19 protein-coding genes are annotated in these 23,372 nt (G+C 42.7%); 4 read left to right on the top strand and 15 right to left on the bottom strand.

Translation table 11 applies throughout. The annotated features are described in order from the left end of the window. Positions 1 to 5 precede the first annotated feature (5 nt). From JSQ80_RS25800 to JSQ80_RS25790, 3 genes are all read right to left on the bottom strand, one after another. Positions 6 to 707: a GDSL-type esterase/lipase family protein gene (locus JSQ80_RS25800; protein ID WP_206097342.1), complete on the bottom strand. Its 702-nt coding sequence runs from the start codon at positions 705 to 707 to the stop codon at positions 6 to 8. A 195-nt stretch (positions 708 to 902) separates the two neighbouring features. Next, complete coding sequence (locus tag JSQ80_RS25795; RefSeq protein ID WP_206097341.1) at positions 903 to 2,705, bottom strand: sensor histidine kinase; 1,803 nt, start codon at positions 2,703 to 2,705, stop codon at positions 903 to 905. Then, positions 2,702 to 3,379: a response regulator transcription factor gene (locus tag JSQ80_RS25790; protein ID WP_206097340.1), complete on the bottom strand. Its 678-nt coding sequence runs from the start codon at positions 3,377 to 3,379 to the stop codon at positions 2,702 to 2,704. Before JSQ80_RS25790 ends, JSQ80_RS25795 begins: the two co-directional genes overlap by 4 nt. Positions 3,380 to 3,550: 171 nt before the next feature. Here JSQ80_RS25790 and JSQ80_RS25785 point away from each other — a divergent pair, with 171 nt between their 5' ends. After that, positions 3,551 to 3,832, top strand: a complete 282-nt coding sequence (locus tag JSQ80_RS25785; protein WP_206097339.1) for a hypothetical protein — start codon at positions 3,551 to 3,553, stop codon at positions 3,830 to 3,832. A 256-nt stretch (positions 3,833 to 4,088) separates the two neighbouring features. Here JSQ80_RS25785 and JSQ80_RS25780 read toward each other — a convergent pair whose 3' ends face one another. Together JSQ80_RS25780 and JSQ80_RS25775 are read right to left on the bottom strand one after the other, a co-directional pair. Continuing rightward, positions 4,089 to 4,550: a hypothetical protein gene (locus JSQ80_RS25780; RefSeq protein ID WP_206097338.1), complete on the bottom strand. Its 462-nt coding sequence runs from the start codon at positions 4,548 to 4,550 to the stop codon at positions 4,089 to 4,091. Between the two features lie 318 nt (positions 4,551 to 4,868). Next, positions 4,869 to 5,834, bottom strand: a complete 966-nt coding sequence (locus JSQ80_RS25775) for a bile acid:sodium symporter (RefSeq protein ID WP_206097337.1) — start codon at positions 5,832 to 5,834, stop codon at positions 4,869 to 4,871. Between the two features lie 285 nt (positions 5,835 to 6,119). On the opposite strand from JSQ80_RS25775, the gene JSQ80_RS25770 reads away from it, so the two are divergent. After that, the gene (locus JSQ80_RS25770) at positions 6,120 to 7,130 is read left to right on the top strand and encodes an aldo/keto reductase (RefSeq protein ID WP_206097336.1); all 1,011 of its coding nucleotides are present in this window, start codon (positions 6,120 to 6,122) and stop codon (positions 7,128 to 7,130) included. Positions 7,131 to 7,210: 80 nt separating this feature from the next. On the opposite strand, the gene JSQ80_RS30120 is transcribed toward JSQ80_RS25770, so the two are convergent. The 6 genes from JSQ80_RS30120 to JSQ80_RS25740 form a co-directional block, all read right to left on the bottom strand. Beyond that, positions 7,211 to 7,360 (bottom strand): DUF4177 domain-containing protein, encoded by a 150-nt coding sequence (locus tag JSQ80_RS30120; RefSeq protein ID WP_206097335.1) that lies wholly within the window; start codon positions 7,358 to 7,360, stop codon positions 7,211 to 7,213. 174 nt (positions 7,361 to 7,534) lie between these two features. After that, a complete protein-coding gene (nadE, locus tag JSQ80_RS25760) occupies positions 7,535 to 8,353 on the bottom strand; it encodes an ammonia-dependent NAD(+) synthetase (protein ID WP_206097334.1) in 819 nt (272 codons plus the stop codon). A gap of 18 nt (positions 8,354 to 8,371) precedes the next feature. Then, positions 8,372 to 8,986, bottom strand: coding sequence for a nicotinate (nicotinamide) nucleotide adenylyltransferase (gene nadD, locus JSQ80_RS25755; RefSeq protein WP_206097333.1), 615 nt, complete (start codon positions 8,984 to 8,986; stop codon positions 8,372 to 8,374). 16 nt (positions 8,987 to 9,002) lie between these two features. Beyond that, complete coding sequence (locus JSQ80_RS25750) at positions 9,003 to 10,490, bottom strand: nicotinate phosphoribosyltransferase (RefSeq protein WP_206097332.1); 1,488 nt, start codon at positions 10,488 to 10,490, stop codon at positions 9,003 to 9,005. Next, positions 10,483 to 11,133: a cysteine hydrolase family protein gene (locus JSQ80_RS25745; RefSeq protein ID WP_240463815.1), complete on the bottom strand. Its 651-nt coding sequence runs from the start codon at positions 11,131 to 11,133 to the stop codon at positions 10,483 to 10,485. Before JSQ80_RS25745 ends, JSQ80_RS25750 begins: the two co-directional genes overlap by 8 nt. Before the next feature lie 64 nt (positions 11,134 to 11,197). Beyond that, the gene (locus JSQ80_RS25740; RefSeq protein ID WP_206097331.1) at positions 11,198 to 11,974 is read right to left on the bottom strand and encodes an NUDIX domain-containing protein; all 777 of its coding nucleotides are present in this window, start codon (positions 11,972 to 11,974) and stop codon (positions 11,198 to 11,200) included. 850 nt (positions 11,975 to 12,824) lie between these two features. Between JSQ80_RS25740 and JSQ80_RS25735 the strand changes: the two genes are divergently transcribed. Both JSQ80_RS25735 and JSQ80_RS25730 read left to right on the top strand, forming a co-directional pair. After that, entirely contained in the window at positions 12,825 to 13,208 is a 384-nt protein-coding gene (locus JSQ80_RS25735) for a BlaI/MecI/CopY family transcriptional regulator (protein ID WP_206097330.1), read from the top strand. A 49-nt stretch (positions 13,209 to 13,257) separates the two neighbouring features. Continuing rightward, positions 13,258 to 15,504, top strand: a complete 2,247-nt coding sequence (locus JSQ80_RS25730; RefSeq protein WP_206097329.1) for a M56 family metallopeptidase — start codon at positions 13,258 to 13,260, stop codon at positions 15,502 to 15,504. 54 nt (positions 15,505 to 15,558) lie between these two features. On the opposite strand, the gene ppsA is transcribed toward JSQ80_RS25730, so the two are convergent. The 4 genes from ppsA to JSQ80_RS25710 all read right to left on the bottom strand — a co-directional run bounded on the left by ppsA (position 15,559) and on the right by JSQ80_RS25710 (position 23,225). After that, positions 15,559 to 18,147: a phosphoenolpyruvate synthase gene (gene ppsA, locus JSQ80_RS25725; RefSeq protein ID WP_206097328.1), complete on the bottom strand. Its 2,589-nt coding sequence runs from the start codon at positions 18,145 to 18,147 to the stop codon at positions 15,559 to 15,561. Between the two features lie 12 nt (positions 18,148 to 18,159). Then, positions 18,160 to 19,206 carry a Cfr family 23S rRNA (adenine(2503)-C(8))-methyltransferase gene (locus JSQ80_RS25720; protein ID WP_206097327.1) on the bottom strand — a complete coding sequence of 349 codons (1,047 nt, stop codon included), beginning with the start codon at positions 19,204 to 19,206 and terminating at the stop codon, positions 18,160 to 18,162. Between the two features lie 251 nt (positions 19,207 to 19,457). Beyond that, positions 19,458 to 20,942 carry an Lsa family ABC-F type ribosomal protection protein gene (locus JSQ80_RS25715; RefSeq protein ID WP_206097326.1) on the bottom strand — a complete coding sequence of 495 codons (1,485 nt, stop codon included), beginning with the start codon at positions 20,940 to 20,942 and terminating at the stop codon, positions 19,458 to 19,460. A 753-nt stretch (positions 20,943 to 21,695) separates the two neighbouring features. Then, positions 21,696 to 23,225, bottom strand: coding sequence for a glycosyltransferase (locus JSQ80_RS25710; protein WP_206097325.1), 1,530 nt, complete (start codon positions 23,223 to 23,225; stop codon positions 21,696 to 21,698). Positions 23,226 to 23,372: the final 147 nt, after the last annotated feature.

The following is a 23,372-nucleotide window of genomic DNA, read 5'->3' as shown; positions in this document are numbered from 1 at the left end:
GCGTATTACAGTTCGCCTTTCAGAAAATCGAGCAGAAGCGGGTAAAATTCAGCTTTGAAATGAATGCCATCCTCCTCATAGAGGGCTGGATTCTGCTCAGCAATAGAAGACACATCGACATACTTTACTTGTTTTTTGCCGGCCAGTTCTTTCAACATTTGATTGTAAGCGGCAATATTGGAGTACCGCGGCTCTTCTTTTAATGCTTTCTCTGTTACCGGGGTCACTGACAATATCGTTATTTTGGTTGAAGGGAGCTTCTCTTTGATCTGGTCGAGAAGTTTTCCGTATTGTTGAATCGCAAATTGTAACGGATTATCTGTTGGCCAAAGGATGTCATCTGAACCGAGTGCGATAAATAGATGCTCAGGATTTCTCTCGACCAGTTTGGCCGCGTCATTGTCTTTTACCGCGAAAAAGGCTGTTTTACCGGCCTCTCCAAATACATTCCTGATGTCCAAAACATCATGAAAAATAAATCCTTCTGTAATGGAATCGCCAAAGAATACACTTTTTTTGAACAACGATTTCAATTCATCATTTTCATTCATTGATGTTGAGGATTCTTTTAGCGTTTTTTCGTCTTTGTTCATTGACTTCTCTGTATCACCTGCCGGCGAAGATCCTCCCCCATTTGGATGTACACAAGCTGTTAGGGAAATAACAAGCATCCCTGCCAGCAGTATTGTTTTCCATGTGTTTAACATAATTAATCTTCCTCTCCTGTGACTCACTTTTTTGTCCATTGATGTATGTGTGTCTTACCTCATAACAATGGATAGTTTAATGTGGAGAGATGCAGATAAAGTGCAGAAGAGATTGATATGAAATAAAATAAGAGCACGTTCTTGATTTCAGCAAGAACTGCTCTTAGATAACGAATTTGAATTGGTTTGGCTTATTTAAAAGTTGCTTTTCTTGAGGTAGAAAAAGAACAGAACACCATCTGTTGTATTGCGTGCACCGTAATTAACCTCATGCAATTCCAATATTTTTTTGGAAATGGCTAGTCCCAGGCCAGTTCCTCCAGTAGAACGATGACGGGAAGCTTCTCCCCGATAAAAGCGATCCCATATTTTCTCGATTTTCTCTGACGGTATATGGACACCTGTATTTTCAATACATACCTTCACCGATTCCTGTTCCTCAGTCATGGAAATATGAATGGAATGCCCCTCTGGTGTGTAGCGTATCGCATTATTGATAAAGTTGACGATGACTTGACCGATGAGGAGCTGATTGGCCACGACTTCGATCGGAGCAAGAGATAGTTGTAAACTCAATTGCTTTTTTACGATTTCTGCAGAGAGCTTCTTACATGATTCATCAATGACTGTATCGATACGGAATGTGTCTAGTTGTATTTTATAGGTACCTGATTCATATTTAGCTAATTTCAACATGTCCACGATAAGAAGATCCATTCTCTTCACTTCACTCTCCATCGCGGCAAAGTAATAATCCTTCTTGTGGTTCGCTACTCCATCCTTCAATATCGACAGGCAACTCTGGATGACACTCAGAGGGGTTTTCAATTCATGAGATACACCAGAAATAAATTCCTTACGCGTATGCTCCAACTGCTTTTCTTTTTCAATGTCATGTTGAAGCTTCTGGATATAGGAATGTAACTTGTCCGATAGCTCATTAATATTGCCGGAGAGATCTCCGATTTCATCTTTTGACGTAATCGGAAGTTTTTCAGAGAAATCCAGCTCCGTTATTTTCTTGGTCATTTGATTGATTCGCAATAAAGGTCTGGCGATACCTTTAGAATAATAGAACGAGGCCAGCAATATAAGCACCAGAACGAATACAATGAGATAAAGATAATAATCCTGGATCATCTGTACGGCTTCATCAACTGGCTGCAGGGAGGTCATTGCAAATAGATATGCGTCCCTCCCCTCTTTGTCTTTTATAGGCATAACAAACTGTTTATATTTGATATCATTCTCTTCGTACGTACCTTCTAATGTAGCTGCTGCCTCCTCTGCATTCTTCAATAGCAATTCCGCTTGAAATGCTCTGATTCGGTCTAAGAACAGGTGGTTCGAATAAATAAATCGTATAGGTTCATTTTTTGCAGGAAGTGTCGTTTTCGTTATGGTTCCGGTTAAGTAAAGACTAGGGAATTTCTCATTATTCCAATCTTCCTCATTTCCATTTGGAAAGAGCTCATGTTCTTTGTTTGCAATTTGATTATTCTCCCACGTAAGTGCGAAGTTATATATGCTCATTCGATAAGGAATAACTTCTATCCCTTTTCTAAGGACTTGAATTACGGCGTCGGTCCCTTTTCGTAGAAATTCATGTCCTTGTCGGATTCCCTGAAAATCATTAAAGCTATATAAAGGGATTGTGATGGTTTTGGCAGCGAAATCCCCACCACGAACGCCATTTATTTCAACTTCGATCGAGTCATCATTGCTTTCTTTTATATTGCCGAGTTGATCCAGTACAGTTACCCATGTATTATGCTCTCGATAAAATTCCTGTTCCAGCCGCTGTATCTCTACCGTGTGATTGTCTGGGTTAGCATAGTTTTGAGCGAATGCTTCAAGGCTTGCTTTCACATTCTCTACCTTTTGATGGACATAATATTTCTTGAAAAATACGGTCTGTCCAAAATAAATGATGGCGAGGATAAGTAAACATAATGCGGTTGTTAACACAAATAATTTGAAAACGATCCCTTTTTTCATGTTATCTCCTCAAATTTATAGCCAGATCGAACAACCGTAGCGATGCACTCAGATTTGTCCCCTAGTTTTTGACGCAAATTCCGTATATGACTGTTGACCGTCCGTTCATCGCCTTCATAGTCATAACCCCATATTCTCGTTATCAATTGTTCGCGCGTGCTAATAATCCCTTTGTGCTTCATTAAGTACGCAAGTATTTCAAATTCAGTATGAGTCAAGCTGCAGCTAACTCCATCTACTGTAACCGTACGAGACTGCATATAGACTGAAATGCCGCTGCTAGTGATCATTTCGTTGTCCATTTCTTGCATTTGTCTGTTTTCTAGCAATCGCTTCGCTCGTGCGAGTAAGATTGGAGGGCTGTAAGGCTTGGTAACGTAGTCGTCTGTACCCAGTTCAAACCCGAGCAGTGTATCGTCCTCATCTACGCGAGCGGTCAGCATAATAATAGGGACATTTGAAATTTTTCGAATCCGACGACATACGGACCAACCATCTAATTCTGGCAGCATAATATCAAGAATAAGCAGATCCACGTTATTTTCCTGAAATATTTGTAATGCTGCTTTGCCATCCCCTGCTTCTAGAACGTTATATCCTTCGTTGCTAAAATAGTCTTTCATAATTTCCCGCAATATATGCTCGTCTTCGACGATTAGAATGGTTTTTGTCATGTTTTATACCTCGTTGATTGTTGTAAAGTGAATGCTAGCTGATCATACAAGAAGTTTAACCATGATCAAGTATATTTTTCAACCGATTCGTCGGGGGAATGCATAATGCAGGAACAAAAAAACAATTATAACAGTGATTGAATACCATTTATGAAAAGAGGATTTTTCACCATGTATTCAGATTTCGAAAACGCATTTGCACGAATACACCTGTTGTATCATGCGAATCAACATGCACTTACACCTGAGGAGATCCAACCTGAAATGAACAGCCACGGCTATCAATTTAGCCCACAACAAGTAAAACAAGAGCTGGATCATCTGACGAACGAAGGCTATTTAACTATAACAGCTTCCCTATACGATATTACATTAAGGGGAAAAGATGAACTTCGAGACGTTCAGCAGCATTTGGAGGCATTATATCAAGAAGTCGCAAAGAGTAAAGTATAAGCAGCTTCTTATATCATCAAAACCAATCTCCCATACGGTTTGTAAAAACCGGGCAGGAGATTGGTTTTGAATCACCATTTATAGTAAATCTTCACAACCAATCCCAATCGAAATGTAACTCAAGAATTTGATTGCTTTGATGCCTAACTAGTTCTATTCATTCCGCAAGTCGTTGTTCCATTGTTCCATTCACCTTAAGTGCATAAATAGAAAGGGAGGAATACTGAAGATCCCTCCCCCTATATTTCGAATTTAATTACAGCAGAAGCCAGTCAACTGTCGCAGCAATTGCTTCAGCAATTGGTACACCGTATGAATCAGGAACACCTGCACTGCGAAGGCCATCAAGAACGATAGTTCTTATCGTTCCAGTAGCATAGTCTGTTGCATTATCGATTTCGGCTATTGCATTATCAATACCATTAATGATTTTGCTGGTGTTGTTTACAAAATATTTCGCCGTATCTTTATTAAGCCATTTTGCAACATAGTAGAGTACCTCACCACCGGTTGTAACGGATCCCTTAATTTCACCGAGAGCACCTTTAACCAGCACACCCAACTTTCCGGAAGCTTCAACTTGTCCATCCGTAACTTTAACGGTTACTGATGTTACAGGTGCAGGTTTTGCAGCAGCAAATGCTTGTGTCGCCGGGAGTATTGCACTACAAAATAAAACAGCGGCCATTGAAGTGAGCATTAATGATTTCTTAAACAATTGGCAAACCCTCCTGGAATGAGAATGTATGATGGAATAATTACCCATCATTTAAAACAATTATATCATCCCATATTTAACCAAATTAGATTCTAATGCACTATTTTATGAATTATGAAATGAAAATTAGTGTAGAAAATTCCATTATATTGACGAAATATTGAAATATAAGATGTGTTTGTTAGCTAGCAAAGTGGAATCGTATATTTTGAAAAAGCGGACGAAAAATAAGCCACGAAAGCGATTCGGACTTCATCATAATAAGGATGTTTAGACGAAAAAGGCAGCCGATCGTTGCTTGCCGGCTGCCTCTGTGTTTTATGCATCTCGGTAAATAAAATTAGGCACTACATTTATATATATAAGCTCTGCTATCAGTTCAATAATGGTTTGGGTTACGATCACAGACGCTGCTATTGTAGCCATCTCCCCCGGTAAAGTAAGAGCAAGTGGAAGTACAACAAGCGAATTGCGAGTTCCAGCACTGAAAATAAGTGCTCTTCCCTCTGATGGGCCTATACGAAAAACAGTCGATATGATTCGGGAAATGACCGGAGAAACGATATGGAATAATACATAAATGGGTATCACAGCAATAATGACATGAAAATCCTTTACCACCCTGTCAATTTGAGAGCCAATCACCATAAAGAGCACAAGTGCCATAAGCGGGACAGGCAGCCATGCTGTAAAGTCCAGTGTTTGCATGCCGCGTGTATGTCTTCTAGTTACATATTGAATGATTAATGCAAAGAATAAAGGGACAATAATCAAATAAACAAAAGCTTCAACGAATGGGCCAATTTTTACGATCTCAGATGCCTCACCACCAATGAATAGCCACAGATAAATAGGTAGCATGATCATTTGGACAACAAAGAGAATTGGAGTAGACGCGAGAATTAGCTTTTCATTTCCTTTGCCCAATTGAGTAAAAACAATGACATAATCGATACACGGTGTTAGAAGTACCAAGCAAACTCCAATCAGAACGGGTCCAGGCTGAGGAAAAATCTGAATTAATAGGAGTACAAGCAATGGAATTAAGATAAAATTCACAAGCAGCAAGGCTCCTATGAAGCGTTTATTTGTGAGTGCTTCCCTTAATTTCAGAAATGGAATTTGACAAAACATGCTGAATAAAAGGATTGCAATTGCAAATGAAACCAAGGGTTCTAGTAAGCCTCCTAAGCGTGGACTTACCAAGCCCACTACCCCTCCTACAACTAATGTCACTGCATATACGCCGATTTGGTTCTTTTCTAAACTTTCCCTTGAAACCACCTACATATTCTCCTTTTTTATTCGAATTATATCACAACGATTTTTGATTTCGTTCTTCTTATCATTGCCTGCTATATGATGCACACGGTAAGTAAAAGTTTTATTTAAGAGGTTGATCATGTAATACGCAGTTGCATAGGGTACTTTTTAGTCCCTACGTTACTAATAAGTACGTACTTCTCTTTTTAGTCTGAATGATCAATAATCAATCTTGTCAGTATCGTTTCATACTGATTCATCAGCTTTTCAAATAGATGCAGAACAAATCTTAGGAGGGTTTATTCAATGGGAAATATACTGCAAGGTAAACTAGGTTTTGGTACTGCACCGCTAGGTAATATGTACCGTGATATCCCGGAAGAGGAAGCAATTGCAACTGTAGATGCGGCTTGGGAGAGTGGCATTCGTTACTTTGACACAGCCCCTCTTTATGGGTCTGGCTTGGCGGAGATGCGTCTTGGTGAAGCACTGTCGAAAAGAAATCGTGATGAGTATGTGTTGAGTACAAAAGTAGGTCGAATTATTTCGGATGAATTAGAAGATCCATCTACACGTGATTTGGGTGAAAAAGGCGGTCTTTTCGAATTCGGCCGTAAAAATAAAGTCATCAATGACTATAGCGCAGATGCAACTCTTCGCTCAATTGAGGATAGCTTGAAACGTCTACAAACAGATCGTATCGATTTTGTATACATTCATGACGTTGCGCAAGACTTTTATGGCGACAATTGGATTTCACAATTTGAAACTGCCCGAACAGGGGCATTCCGCGCGCTTTCACGTTTACGTGATGAAGGAGTCATTAAAGGTTGGGGACTCGGAGTAAACCGAGTAGAACCAATTGAACTCATGCTGGAATTGGAAGAAGTTAAGCCAGATGTATCCTTGTTAGCTGGTCGGTACACATTATTAGACCACGAGCGCGCGCTACAACGGGTAATGCATTCAGCTATAAAAAATAATATGGATATTGTCGTTGGTGGTCCATATAGCTCAGGTGTTTTGGCTGGAGGCACTAACTTCGAATATCAAAAAGCGTCACCAGAAATTATTGCAAAAGTTGAGAAACTCAAAAGCATTGCAGATCGATATCAAATCAGCATCAAGGCTGCTGCTTTACAATTTTCTCTAGCTAATCCGGCAGTTGCTGCTGTCATTCCTGGTGCTAGCCGCCCTGAGCGAATTGCGGAAGACAAAGCTGCATTGAACACTATAATCCCGGCAGCGTTCTGGGAAGAAGTGCGCGAACAAAAACTGGTAGCACCTGATGCACCACTACCAATCAACGTGAAATAAAAAAGGAGTGTCTCAATGTCGAAATTGGAATGTTGAGACACTCCTTTATCACGCCCACAGCGATATTTTCTTCGTAGCTACTATTCTTTTTTCTCAAAGATGATTTCAAAACTCGGAGTAAACGCCCCATGATAGGGTGGGATAACTTGAACTAAGCGCCAGCCATCCTTAGCATGTTCGTAAGATGATCTCTTGCACCTTAGTTTCTGCGTTTTTTTGCGAAATCCCAATCTTAACTTTCTCAAAATGATACGTATACATGTATGTATCCTCCTCGTGAGTCTACTACTTTATATACTCAGTCTAACACTTTATTTTTCAGTCTAGTACTTTCATTTTTTTACATCGCTGCAGGAAAACCGCGGTGTACGCGGCTCCTACTATCAATATGTTTGTCTGTTTCCTTACTTCCACCATTGGTCGAATGGTGTTACTGGCAGTTCCCGTTTATGTTGTGTCGCCGCGTAATGGGTTTCAATATTCACCTTCGCTTCTGGAGCAACTTCGTTGCCGATTAGATATTCATCAAGCACCGCATATTCCAAACCAAGCTCAGCTTCATCAGATTGTTGCGGCTTGTTGTCGAGAAGATCTGCTGTTGGCGTCTTCAGATATAGGCGTTCTTGTGCATGCAGCTCGATCAAGAGTTCACGCCCTTGACCTTTCGTAAGTCCAGCTAGCGGGAGAATATCAGCTCCGCCATCACCAAACTTGGTGTAGAAGCCAGTGATTGCTTCTGCGGCATGATCGGTTCCAACAACAAGGCATTGATGCTCGCCTGCCACAGCATACTGAGCAATCATACGCATTCTTGCCTTCACGTTCCCTTTGTGGTAATCCGAAAGGGCCTTTCCGTCAGCACCCTCATAAGCTTCTGCAAATACATCTACAGGAGCCTCTATATTAAACGTAAGCGCATCGTCAGGATTAATGAATTGCAGAGCAAGCCTTGCATCGTCCTCATCTTTTTGTGTCCTATAAGGCAGACGGATTGCAATGAACTTGGCTTCATAGCCTTCTGCACGAAGCTCTTCAACCGCCAATTGGGATAATCGTCCTGCAAGTGTCGAATCCTGCCCCCCGCTGATTCCTAACACAAATCCTTTCGCTCCCGTTGTACGGCAATACTCTTTAAGGAAATTCACCCGATTTCGAATTTCTTCCGCAGGTACAATCGTGCGTTTTACATGCAGTGCGTTCATGATATCTGTTTGCTTATTCATTTCCCGCTTCCCCTTTCACTATTTGTATAGGTGATTGATTTGAATGTAGTCGTAAACCTGATCAGGAACCAAGTAGCGCGGCTCTCCGCCCATTTTGAATTCGTCTCGGATATAACTAGAGCTAATCTCCATTGCCAGCCCCTTGTCGATCAAATGAAACGTGTGGCCATCATCTGCATTCCGAAGAATTGGAGATCTGCTAATGGCCGACAGCATATTGATGCCGTCTCTTGCCATGACAATGAACTTATTCTCACGAATTAGTTCCTCTGCCCGCTTCCATTTCCCTTCACCGATATCGACGAGCAGATCAGCACCCATGATGAAATACACTTCGTCATTCGGAAATTTCTCACGAAAATGCTTCATTGTTTTGTACGTGGCGATTTCCCAACCAGGTTGATTCATTTCAAACTCATCAACTTCAAATTTGTCATTGCCCTCAATCGCAATCCGAACCATGTTGATACGATGTTCATCCGAAACATTCATTTGTTTATCTTGCCGCTTACTAGAACAAGGCAGGAAAATCACCTTGTCCAGCTTGCAACGATGCGCTACGGTGCTTGCTGTCCAAAGATGGACATTCGTGATCGGATCAAAGGATGATCCATAAATCCCGATTTTCGCCATCTCATCCAGCCTCCTTCTATGCTTCGAGAGCCGCTTGAACTTTATTTCGAACTTCTTCAATCAATCGCATCTTGTTATTCCAGCATTCTTGACTAAGGTTAACAGGGTATTCTGCTGGATTGAGAGTGCGTTTATATTCATCCCATAATACATCGAGATTTTCTTTTACAAACTCCCTAATTTCTTTAAGCGTAGGTACATCGTACACCAAGTTGCCATTTTCAAAGATGGTATGATGAAGTTCTCTCGCTTCAAATCCCGTTATGAATTTTGCGATATACGTATGAACGGGATGAAACATGTGCAAGCGTTGTTCATGCTGCGGTTCTTCATGTTCCAGTGCAATGTAGTCGCCTTCCGATTTCCCATTCACCTTGTTGACGATGCGGAATACACGTTTGCGTCGTCCTGGGGTCGTAATCTTCTCAGGATTCGAGCTGATTTTGATCGTATCGACCATATCTCCGTTTTCGTCTTCAATTGAAATCAGCTTGTATACAGCACCCAAAGCGGGTTGATCATACGCTGTAATCAGCTTGGTGCCAATGCCCCACACATCTATTCTAGCTCCCTGTGTTTTCAGGTTCATGATGGTTTGTTCATCGAGATCGTTTGAGGCAAAGATTTTGGCATTTGGGAAACCAGCTTCATCAAGCATTTTACGAGCTTCTTTCGATAAGTACGCTAAGTCTCCACTATCAAGTCGAATACCCTTAAAGTTGATATGATCACCGAATTCCTTTGCCACATTAATTGCCGTAGGGACACCTAATCTCAGTGTGTCATAGGTGTCAACAAGGAATACACAGTCTTTATGTGTTTCTGCATAGGCTTTAAATGCCTTGTATTCATCACGATATGCTTGCACCATTGCATGAGCGTGTGTGCCCGAGACCGGGATGCCAAATAACTTCCCTGCCCTTACATTCGACGTTGCTTCGAACCCCGCAAGGTATGCAGCTCTCGTACCCCAAATCGCGGCATCCAGTTCTTGTGCTCTTCGAGTTCCGAACTCCATGCAATGATCATCAACAGCAACTTGCTTAATGCGAGATGCCTTTGTTGCAATAAGGGTTTGGTAGTTAACGATATTAAGTATCGCAGTTTCAATTAACTGTGCTTCGGCCAGAGGTGCTTCAATCCGCATAATCGGTTCATTTGCAAAAACCAGTTCCCCTTCTTTCATCGAACGAACGGTTCCTGTGAAACGAATGGTCCGAAGGTAGTCCAGATATTCTTCACTGTATCCTTCTTCATGAAGATAACTCAAATCACTCTCAGTAAAACGGAAATCATTCAAATATCGGATGACTCGTTCTAAGCCTGCAAAAATCGCATATCCGTTCTGGAATGGAAGCTTGCGGAAGTACACTTCAAAAATTGCCTTTCGTTCATGCATGCCATTTTGCCAGTAGACTTGCGCCATGTTAATTTGATATTTATCGGTATGCAGCGCGAGACTGTCATCACAATGATTGAATACCGGAAGCTCAATCTTATTCATCTTCGTTTTCCTCCTTTTTGACTACTGCAGCTCCGAGCGATCCTTTGAAATGTCTGAGTGCCCATACATGACCTTCGGCATCAAAACTTGCAACGGCATCCTCATGAACGACAATATCGAAGCCTTTATTGTAAGCATCTACTGCGGTGTGGAGTACGCAAATGTCCGTACAAACGCCTACAAGATGAAGTTCAATGATTCCTCTTGCTCGAAGTTGCAGTTCTAAGTTCGTTCCTGCAAATGCACTGTATCTAGTTTTGTCCATCCAATAGACATTATTTGCGTCTTTATTTGCTTGATACAAATTCTCCAATTGACCAAAGAGCTTCCGACCTTCGGTTCCCTCAATGTTGTGCGGCAGGAACAGCTTCGTTTCCGGATGGAATGCATCATTCTCCTTATGAATGTCAATTGCGAATACAACGAAATCACCGCTTTGAATAAACTCTCTCGTTATTTGAGTAATTCGTCTGTCAATCGCTTGCCCTGGTGCTCCACAAGTTAATGCCCCATCCGCAGCAACAAAGTCCTTTGTATAGTCAATATTAATAAGTGCCCCCTTTAATTTAACTATTGTAAAATTGTTAATTGTATAAGGTAAAAAAGAGTAGTGACATAAAGTACAGAATAACACCTCAACCATCGCACATCGACTTAGAAATGCTATTTACTTTAGTCACCATCTTATTGTAATCAGCTATCATCCATCACATTCTGGTATGGTAAATGGATTTGTTCAGATCCATTTCGACGAATCGGTACAACTGTGTCGGTCGTTTCGATGTTCGGGTTGTCTTCTTCCCTGCAACCTCTTGGATGAAGGGCAAAGATTTGATCTTTCTTGCAAATGCCGATTCCAACGCAATCGCGGAATCATCAGTGACCGTAAGGAGAACGGCTTGCAGTTCCGAGTACGTGAATTCTTCGGGCAGAAATTCCTTGGCGACAGTCGTTTCAAGTAGCTTCTGACGAATCACATGAATCGCATCAGCAATGATTTGAGCGTGATCAAAAGCAAGATCGAGATTCATAACCTCTTTTATCGAGAACAATTGAACATCTGAGGCATCATCGTTTGCCTGTCTTTGCGACAATTTGTGCTCTGGAACAATCGCAAAGTGTGCATTTGTAATCATCCAGCCCCGCGGATCACGTCCTGGTTTATCGTATACACCGAAATGTTCAAGGTGAATGTCCTCTACACCTGTTTCTTCTTGCAACTCCCGTTTTGCACTTTCATAGGCAGTCTCATTTGGATTGACGAAGCCACCAGGCAATGCCCACTTCCCTGCTTCGATATTTGGCTTTCCTTCGCTGTTCAGCTTACTCCGCTGGATGAGCATAATCTTGAGATCCATCTCTGGCGGTTTGAATTCTTCGATAGTAACAGGTAATATCGTAAAAACAGCAATATCTGATGTATATCCATCTGGCGTTCGATATTGTTGGACATCATATTGTTCTAAGGCCTCTTTGTTTGACACGGTAAGCACAACCTTTTCTCTCTTTTAACAATTACCAATGTGTTAATTGTATAATAAGGGTAACTCAATCTTTTGTCAACCTATATATTCCATGTCTTTAAAGACTTTTATTCTAACTCTAAATTTTGCGAAAAAAAAGAGCCTCCTATTGGGGGAGGCTTCTTTCAGATAAAGCTAATATCATGTTCCGACACTGTTATTGTATTATTCAACCATTTCTTACAATTTAAAAAAGACACTATTCAATAAACCAAACACAACAACTTTCTCTCCATTTGTGTTATAAAATGAGAACTTAGAAAATAAAATAAAATTATCTCTTTCCATTCCCATAAGCTTAAAAGCAACAGATGCTACAAAGTGAATGATTTGTGTCTGCTTTCTTACTCACATAATTAGCAAAATCACCTTTTTTAGGATTCGTAACGGCTAAAATGAGCAGTAATACACCGACAATTGCAGATTATTTCCGTTTTAATGCTTCCAGCCTTTTTGCTCGCCAACGCTTTGTCTTCCGTCCGGTGAATAGAGTCCATCCCAGAAGACAGAAATTAATAACGATCAAACTATTTCCCAAAATCTCATCGGATTCTCTCCCTATCTTCATGTGACTGATCCTTTATAAATGATCTATCTCAGCATTATAGACATGATTTTCATGGTAATAAATGACTTTAATCTAACTATTTTCATCTTCTCTCTTACTGTTTTGTAAGATTGGAGAAGTATGCACCATAGTTATTCCTTGAAACAAGAGCATGCCTCTCTTGATTTTTTTTGTTTACATGCGTAAACTGAACATTACAGTTTACAGTTGTAAACAATATCGTTAGAAAAGAGAGTGAAGATATTGAACAATCTCCCTCACATTACCGAGGCCGAAAGTGAAGTGATGAAGCTGCTATGGCAGAAGGAGCCTTTAACATCGATCGAGATCATCTCCCAGTTGAAGGATCAGATGGAATGGTCAGATCAGACCATCAAAACATTCCTGAATAGGCTCCACAAAAAGAAGGCGATCCGTTTTGAAAAGAGCGGCAGGAACTACTTATATTACCCACTGGTTACCTACGACGAATATCTCAAAGCAGCGAACCGCTCGTTCCTGGATCGGGTTTATAACGGGGCTATTGGCATGCTGTTCACCAAATTTCTGGAAGAGGAAAAACTCTCGGATAGCCAAATTGATCAGCTCCAGCAGCTATTGGAGAAAAAGAAAGGCGCCGGCAAATAGATTTGGCAATTAGCTTCTGCCATGAGGTTAAAAGAAGGAGAACGAATGTATGAAACTGATCGAAACCTTGTTTTATCTTGTGTTGACCGCATCCCTAGCGTCCACTGTCATCATCTTGCCGCTGCTCTTGACTCGGAAGCTATTATTTAACCGTCTAGGCCCGCGTATTTTTCATGTGCTGTGGATTCTTGTGTTAATCAAGCTGCTTGTTCCTATAGCTCCACAAAGTCCTGTCAGCCTGTTTAATTTAGTACCGCATGACATCAATTGGGCTACATGGACTGCAGAGCAGCCTATTCCTTCAGAAAACAAAATGGAACCATCGCTGACAGTAAAGAATAGCGAAACAACAACAAAAGTTAATCCTGCACCAATACCAAAGCAGACGGAAGGATCAAGTTCAATCGTGAATCCGCCCCTTCAACCCTATACCTATGAAGAACGGGATCACCCCAACAAGATGCTCACGTTCGGTTCAATTGTATGGATTGCAGGAATTCTATCCTTGAGTACGTATTATCTGTTTGTTGTCCTAAGATTCAACAAAAGAGTTGGAGTTTCATGCAAATTAGAGAATCACGAGGTGCTCTCTATTCTGGAGGATTGCAAGAAGAAACTAGGAATTACGAAAACGATTCCTATCTATGAGACCACTCGCCTCCACAGCCCATGCATCTATGGATTGACGAAGCCGAGAATTTATTTGCCGGCGGATATTGTAACGATTGCCGATTCCCGTCAGCTAATGCACATCATTCTGCACGAACTGACCCATTATAAACGAGCTGACTTATGGTTCAATTTCTTATGGACACTGGCTGCAGTGCTCCACTGGTTCAATCCATTTGTATGGCTGTCCATGAAAAAAATAAAAGCCGACCGGGAAGTCGCATGCGACGCGGGTGTACTTGAGATGCTGGATGAGCATGAATCCTCATCATACGGGATGACACTTCTTATGCTGTCGCGATTATTTACCCGAACCTCTTCCCCTCAGGTCAATCTTTCGAATTTTTTTGAAAACAATAGGGAAATGAAACGGAGAATTACGATGATATCTAAATTTAGAAAAGGTACGTATAAACTGTCCGCTGCGACTATTATCCTGCTTCTTGGCTTAGGCGCCGTTATGCTTACGAATTCTTCTGAGCACGCGAATGGCGCCGAATCAGGCTCTAAACAGGAGAGCTCCCCTTCCCCATTTAAGATTCAGGGCCCGATGTATTGGGTTAAATGGTTCAACAATTTGGAAAGAGCAAATGATTTTGTCGGTTTCCCATATAAAGTCCCTGATTATCTTCCTGAGGGGTATCAATTGAGTAGTATAGACGTTAACGAAAAACATGAAAGCCGGAAGGATGATAAGGTCACCATAAACTTTAGTTCAAATTACGGCAAAGTTAATGATACACAATTCGAAGTGATCGCCTCTACAGGAAATATAATGACGGGGACACTCTCTCAATTATTGGAGGGAGGACGAACGAAAAAAGTCCCGGGACCATCATGGGGTAAAGCTCTACCTCAAACCTATATACAAGAAGAAGTTACATATGCGGATATCAACGGTATATTAGTAACGACCGTACAGAAATACGAGCATCATGAGCCGGAAATCGAAAAAACGTTCTTCTGGCGTGATGAAGGAATATACTATGCCATTCAATTCTATAGCGAAGATCATACTGTGAAAGAAGGTATTTCTCGGAATCTGAGAACGATTTCGCAAGACGAACTGGAGAAAATTTTGAAATCTTTTACATATCCGCAGCACATTCAACATGTCAGTTACGACGGAGAGGGAAGTTCATTCCCGATTTATGAGGAGATGGATTTGCAGGTGGCGGAAAAACTTCTGGGCTTTAAAGTGAAATTCCCGCTTACTCTCTCGAATAACAAACTGAAGCTTACAAATTCACGAATGCTCCAGGCAGGAGATCAAAATACTGGCTACTCCTTCAGACCTACCGTGGATACAGTTTGGAATATTTACCGTCCAGCAGACGACTCCCAAGAAAGTAATTTCGCGGTTTATCAAAGCAAGTTACCATTAATGAATGGTTCACAGTTGACTTTGATTAGGGAACTGGACATGGACGGCATCGGTATTTCCGCCTACAAGGACGACAATCATGTCTATGGAGGCCCCTACTACAACAACGGGAATATCATCTCCGAAACCTATTACATGTGGAAGCAGCATGACATTTATTATACTGCCTACTTAGACGATAATGAATTAACGAGAGAAAGACAGGAAGAACTGCTTAAAGCTTTCATACTCGCGTCTCGATGAGGCTGGGAGATAACGTTCACCCCCCAAATCAATGGGGGGTGTTTTATTCAGCCATTACAATATTTCAATATACCCTTCTGTTCCATGTACGCGAATTCGTTGCCCATCTGTTATCACTTTAGTGGCATTCTCCACTCCTACAACTGCAGGCAAGCCATATTCCCGTGCAATAACGGCTCCATGGGTCATCAGTCCGCCAACTTCGGTGACTAGGCCTTTGATGGATAGAAACAATGGTGTCCAGCTAGGATCCGTAAAGGCAGTGACTAAGATATCTCCATCTTCTAGATCAGCATCTTCCATGTTCAAGATGACACGTGCTCGCCCCTCTATAACACCTGAAGAAACAGGCAGACCTACAATAGCATTCGCGGGGAGATTATCTCGTTTGTACTTCCCTACAATGATTTCGCCATCCGACGTGATAACACGTGGTGGGGTTAGTTTTTCATAATGGTTGTACTCGTCTTTTCGTTTGATAATGATTTGGTAGTCCAGTTTATTGGTGCGTACGACTTCGTGAAGTTCTTCAAGAGCGAGATAGAAGATATCTTCCTTTTCATGAATGATGCCCGATTGTACGAGTTGTTCAGCTTCTTTCAGTAAAGCCTGCTTATACACGAAGTAGCGATTAATCATGCTGTACTTGGGATATTCTCGAAACCCGCTGAAATTCCGGATGAGGTCGATCATTCGTTTTGTTTCTTTGGCTTTTTGTTCGCTATCCGGCAATTGCTTTAATCGTTCTAATAACTCTTGTTCTTTTTTCAAAGCTTCTTGCTGCCCTTGCTCAAACTTCTGCTTGCTCGCATGAGGCTCAAAGTTTTTGATGTTGCCGAGAATCAAGGGGACAAGCGTAGTTGGTTTCTCACTCCAACGCGTTCTAGTTATATCGATTTCTCCGGCACAGCGCATTCCGTATTTGGCGAGATAAGCATCGATAGCGTCTCGGGTTTCCTGACCGCCTTCTAACTTAAGCAGTTCATCCAAGAAATGATCCTCTTTTACATGTTCTAAATAATCTATGACTTCTGGATAAGGACGGATCACATCTGCAACATCCAATAGCGCCAGACCCATTTCCGAAGTAATATTGCCCGGTACAGATTGAGAAAGTGTATCTGCTGCGTGCTTTTCAACTAACCACTCGTTCATGTTGTCATTGATCCATGCTGCAGCATCCATTGCAACCAGAATTACATCTATAATTTGCGCATCAAATACAATCTTCTTTAATTGCTGGAGATCTTCGCAAATAAAATCCAACAAATCCGATCCTGATTTCGTTCGGATATTTTGTTTTAACGCTTCGAGCGATTCTTGATTGCGCTTAATCGAATCAGGAACGATTGACGGATTGTTTTCAATTTCACGCATTTTATCTGCGTTGCTTTTATACGGATTTGGCGCTGTGTTATCTTCTGGCAGCATCTTTATATAATCCCGCTCTAGAACGGTCATCAGTGCATCTTTGATAAGCGGATCGGATTTTCCCAAGTAATGTAATACATGGTCTCTGCTAGCGAGCATAGGTGGCACATCAACAAACAACCTGCCACCAGCTTTACTCATGGGTGCTGTAGTTGTTAACTGGAAAAAAGACAATCCCAGCGGTTTCATAGGATCGGTCATCATTTGTTGGTGACCGACAGATACATAAACGCGATTTTCCTGATCATTCGCTTCCGGAATCGGATATAACGTCGTGATTGGCCGACTCTGGACAATGTAAAAGGTATCATCAACCAGACACCATTCGATATCTTGCGGGCAACCAAAATAGGCTTCGATATGCCTTCCGATGCGTGCTAGTTGCAAAATTTGTTGCTCAGTCAGGGTTTGAGTCTTTTGCTGCTCAGGAGCAATTTGTTGTGTTTCTGTTCCGCCTTCTTTTCGTCCATACACCGCCAATTTTTTGGTCGCGATCCTCTTATCGACGATTTTCCCTTCCTGTACTTGATAACAATCGGCAGAGACCAGACCAGAGACCAGCGCTTCTCCAAGTCCAAAACTGGCATCGATCGATATTACCTTTCGGTTGGAAGTAATCGGATCAGCGGTAAATAAAATTCCCGAAGCTTGTGGGAACACCATCCTTTGAACAATAACGGCTAAATAAACGTGACTGTGGTCGAATCCATTTTGCATGCGGTAAATGACTGCACGATCCGTAAATAGAGACGCCCAACATTTGCTGATATGCTGCAGGATGGCTTCTTTGCCGATAATATTTAAATAAGTGTCTTGTTGGCCAGCAAACGAGGCATATGGCAAATCTTCAGCAGTCGCACTAGAACGCACGGCATAAGCATGTTCCTCGCCAAACTGGGAGAGATATTGAGTTACTGCTTCCACAACATCAGAAGGAATTTCTGCTTCCAAAATGATTTCTCGAATCTTCCTGCTGATTTCACCAATTTGATCTCGATCTTCTACATGTAGCGTCGTCAGTCGATTGAGTAAAGCATGATACGTTTCGTTTTGCTCGATTGCTTTTTTATATCCCACTGTTGTCACACAAAAGCCTTCTGGTACTTGGATTCCTTCCATTTTTGATAATTCCCCTACATTCAACCCTTTTCCGCCAACGAGCAATAGCTGTGTATTTTTCATTTCCTGAAAATCGAGAACGAAAGTATTCATTCCATATCTCCCCTATCCATTCATTTTAGAATCAGCTCGGTATAACTGACCACAGGCCGCATTAATGTCCGATCCGAATTGAGTTCGGACCGTAACGTTCACACCATATTTTTTCAATATCCGAACGAAATTTTTGATCCTATCGGGGTCAGATGGCAAGTAGCTCTGAGGCGTCACTTCTGTTGAATTGTAGGGAATGAGGTTCACGTGATAGAGATGTTCCCAAGCTCCCCTTCCCCTCAACAGTGCAGCAACCGCTTTCGCATGCTCCGCCGAGTCGTTGAACCCTCGAAGAAGAATATACGCGATATACACCTTTCTTCCCGTATGTCGGATATGACGATCCAATGTATTCAGTACGTCGCGGAGCGGAAACCGCTTATTGATCGGCATCAGTTCGTTCCGTTGCTCGTCGAACGGCGAATGCATCGAGAAGGTTAGATTGACCTGTGGAAACTCCCGCGTCAACCTATCGATTCCTGGCAACAAGCCAATGGTGGAAATCGTAATTCTTCGATGTCCTAAACCGAAGAGATTCGGGTTGGTCAAAATCGCCAGCGCATCGAAAAGGTGCGGGTTGGCGAGCGCCTCCCCCATGCCCATGAAGGACACGCTGTCCAAGGTGTGGCCGTTCAAGTGAAAGTGAAGCAATTGGTCGGTAATTTCGTCGGCGGTCAGATTTCGTTTCAGGCCGATGGTACCCGTGGCGCAAAAGCGGCATCCGAACCTGCAGCCGCACTGCGTGGAAATACAATACGATTTCCATCCCCGTTTATAGGAAAGTCTTACGGCCTCCACACGTTCGCCACCACCGATGGCAAACAGCACCTTGCTGACCTGCTGCGATGCGAGTTCCTTTAGCGGAATAACGCTGGAGACGTACGGACCAAGCGTCCGGGCCAACTCTTCTCGCAAAAATGTAGGAACTATGGTGAGCCGTTCGTATTCAGCGATTTTTTGTTTGAAAATAGCATCTATAATTTGCCCATACCGGTAAGCAGGCTGCTTGAAGTCGGACAAGATCTGCCCAATCGTTTCATATTTCGAGGTTGGTTTCATGTGCTCTCCTTACCGCCGGAGAAGATGCAAAAAAGCAACCGTCATCCAGCGCTTGCATGCATTAACCAACTACGCAGGAAAAAACACGATACGTTTGCGACATAATCGCTACGTGCATCTGTCGATAGATTGGTATACCTCCGGCAACAGATTCATTTTTTTGTGAACCGGGTCAATCGATAGGAACCGGTTCACAAAATCATCTACAACCTCAACCTCAATAATCATCGTTTTCATCCTCCTAGTGTGTGTTAAACGTTCAGTTCCACAATTTTAGTTGCGATATGTTTGCAAAACTCGCTGTCGTGCTCCACAAAAAGGATAGTTGGTGAATGCTCCAGCAGCAGTTCTTCGATTTGCATCCTGGAAATGACGTCGATAAAATTAAGCGGTTCGTCCCAAACATGCAAATGAGCGCGTTCGCAGAGGCTTTTCGCTATCAGAACCTTCTTCTTCTGACCGCCGCTATAAGAAGCGATGTCCTTTTCGAATTGCAAGCGCGAAAAATCGAGTTTTCTCAAAATCGCTTTGAACAAGCTTTCGTCAATCTCACAGGATCTGGCGAATTCCGACAAATTGCCCTGCAACTGCGAGGTATCTTGTGAAACGTAGGAAATTTTCAACTGACTCCCTTTTCGAAACGCGCCGGAATAAGGAATCTCCTCGCCGCAAATCAGTTTGAGTAAACTAGATTTGCCAGAGCCGTTTGGACCGGAGAGCACGATGCGATCCCCTTGCTCGATAGTAAAGCTGATGTCGCCGCACACGTTCTTTTCACCATAATGAATCGAAACGCGGTCAAGCTCTACCAATTGGTGTTTATGATAAGTCATCTGCGATATTTTCAGGCTTTCCGAGCTGTCGACGTTTCTCAGAAGCTGCGATCTTTCCTCGATTGCGGAGTGCTGTCTTTGCTCAATCGATTTGGAGCGCTTCATCATTTTGGCGGCCTTGTGGCCGATGTATCCTTTGTCGACCTTGGAGCCGGAGTTGCGGGTGCCGTTTTTCGTTTTTTCTACTTCGTGCGACCAGTTGCTCGTTCGCTTGGCCGCATCAGACAGCCTCTTAATGTCCTTCCTCAGCTTCTCGTTCTCGGCCAGTTCGAAATTATCCTGTCTTTGTTTATTCTCCCACCAGTCTGAAAAAGTTCCGTTTTGGATTTCGATATTGGTCTTATTGATCGAAATAATGTGATCCACACAATTGTCGAGAAACGCCCGATCATGTGACACCAATATAAACCCGCTCTTGCCGTTCAAATAATCACTTACCAGCTTTCGAGCATGCAGATCGAGATGATTCGTCGGCTCGTCGATAAGCAAAAAGCTGTTCTCCTTCAGGAACAGGACTGCGAGCATTACCTTCGTCTGTTCTCCGTTGGACAACGAATCGAACGGTCGGTACAACACATCCTCTGACAACTTCAGCAGCGAAAACTCGCGCATGAGCTGCCAGTGCTCATAGTCCGGATAGATGTCGGCTACCACATCAAATGTATATTTTTCCTTGTGTTCGACGTGGAACGGGAAATACTCGAAGCTGACGTTAGAGGAAATCGTTCCGCTGTATTCATACTTGCCGAGCAGCAGGTTGAGAAACGTAGTCTTTCCCCTGCCGTTTCTCCCCGTAAAGCCCAATTTCCAGTTGGTATCGATTTGTAAACTTACATGCTCAAAAATATTGTCGTAGCTGCCGTCATAGGCAAAAGTCAGGTTCGTTACCTTGATCAATGACATTCCAGAAACCTCCTTGGTTCACAAATAAAAAAGAGCTGCAAGAAAGTTGACCTTTCTTACAGCTCAAAAAAATAAAACAAATCTAACCCTACGCAGAGTCAGATAAGGATATATTCTTTGAGTGAAAAGAATAAGGTAACTTTCTTGCCAATAAAGAACAAAACAGAACAAATAGAACTTGTTTTATTCTTTAAACGTAAGCAAGAAATTCTACATTATCCTCTTCAACTCCAATCGTAAGTGTTAGCGCAATATTAACATACCAGATATTTCATTGCAATAAGCAATGGCAACCTTCATCTGCTTCAGTTCGATTATGGTAACAACAAAAACCATAGTTCGAGCCGAACTCCTCACTGCATAGTCCCCTAGCGATCCTATGCATCCTAAGGAAATCCTGCAGTTGCGTCGGGTTCTTATTGAACTAACTTGCCTGTTTGTTCAGCTCAAAACCTATGTAATCATTTCATATTTCAATAGCCTCCACCTACATGTGGATACTTCTGTCCTTTTCTCGCATAAAAATGCACCCCCTTAGAAATCATCGGATTAACCAGGGGTTTTATCCAGTGTCCATTCTAAGGGGTGTACTTCCTAGGTACCGTAGCGAGGTTCCGCTGGCATGATACGCATTTCAAAACTTGTCGTCGATCTCCTATCTCGGTCGGCCAAACTTTATGCCTTCAGCTCGCTCGATCCCTTCTGTCTGGCGTTAACCGCCCCTCCCCTTTCCGCTTTATGCTGCCCGGCCTTTTAAGGCATAACAACCACTTTCTCTTTACAGGATGCACAATACTTCGCATACTGCATACAAGTCTCCAATGAATCGTTCTCCTCCATCGGCCACCAGCGGATCGCCCCTGCAGGCGCTTGGGAAGCGAAAAACTCCACTTCTTTGGGGATACGGCCCACAACGATAACCTCGGTGTTCTTAAAGCCCGACTCCATCCCCCTTTGGAAGGTCTTTCTTAATTGAGTATGCTCCGTTTCCGGATGAGAGTAAGGAATCGGGAACAATATCGAAACTCGGGAAGTGTCTTCATGAATGACATGAGCCGTTTTGCGGGCGGGATCGTGTACGGAGGTCTCCCATATACGGTTGTACGGCAGATGCTCCGGCAGCTCCAGCTCGGTCAGCCTCGAATGAATTCTATCGTGGTAAACCCGTTCCAGTTCTCTGACCAAGATCTGAATCTGCTTATTTCTTAGAAAAGTGGTGTTGTTTCCTCTTTCGTTCCGATATTGGATATAGAGTAAATCGGGAATGGCCGCGAACTTGGAACAAAGAAACGTCCGAATCAGCATGTCGTAATCGTCGGCCACCAGCAACTCATCGCGATGACCCCCGACCAGATGATAACAATCCCGAGACCATGCGCGGGGATGATTCGGCAGCCCTACCAAGTGGCGTACGGTATTGCCGTTGATCGTCGTATGTTTGTGCGCATTTTGCCAGCGGTTCATTTCACGCAGCCACACCCGATAAAATACGCTGTATCCAAAACCGCAATCCCAGCCGTACCAATGCGCATGAAGGTTCTCTGCGTACACCTCGGTGCAATCCCCGTAAACAAAGCCGCATTCGGGATTTTGCTGAAATGTTCGAACGATCTTCTCCAGGCAATCGGGCATCAGGTCGTCGTCATGATCCACCTCTACTAAGATTTCCCCTGTACAAAGGCCTGCGGCATACCTTTTGAGCGCCCCAATATAGCCATTGCGGGAATCCGGGCGATATCTGCGCACGCGAGGGTCTTTCAGAGGAAGCAAGTCATTCTTGTAAGTCTCCTCGTTATCTCCGGAATCGTCCACAATGACCCATTCCCAGTTCGGGTAAGTTTGATTTAATAGCGATCGATAAGGACGTTGAATTCTTTCTTTTGACCTGTAGCTGGCCGTGAACACGGATATCAGAGGCGTATCGGAAGAAAAACGGGTAGGAGGAACGGCTTTGTTTTCAGGGAGAGGATCCGTCGCTCTGATCCAGCAATAAAACAATTTATACGATTCGAGTTCATCCGGCGAATGGAAGTGCAACCAACGTTTTTTTTCCTGAATAGGCAGCGAATTTAGAGTTGTAAAAGATTTCCATTCATCTCCTATGGACACATAGACACGAGGCTTCCGGGGGCCGGCATCGACTAATGGATCATCAGGCCCATACATTTTCACGGTGATGTGGTTTTCTTCCAACCCCAAGATCGGTTCTTTCAATTTATCCTTCGAAATCTTGTCTGTCAAAAACAGATGAACCGTCAATAAAGGAATGAAGTCCGATGACAAGAGTTGATTCCCCTTTCTCAAATGTCGAACACAAGCTGGAGCCCAAGTGTCGATCCATTCTTTTCTTTCACATAAGCAGTGTATTCCGCTGCTCTCCTATTTGTCCACCCAAAAGCCTTATATGAACGCACAATTCGCTTGAGACCG

Origin of the sequence: Paenibacillus apiarius (assembly GCF_017052585.1) — a bacterium.
Classification (GTDB): domain Bacteria; phylum Bacillota; class Bacilli; order Paenibacillales; family Paenibacillaceae; genus Paenibacillus_B; species Paenibacillus_B apiarius.
Note: the sequence above shows the minus strand (reverse complement) of the source record. Positions and strands in the feature narration are given on the sequence as shown.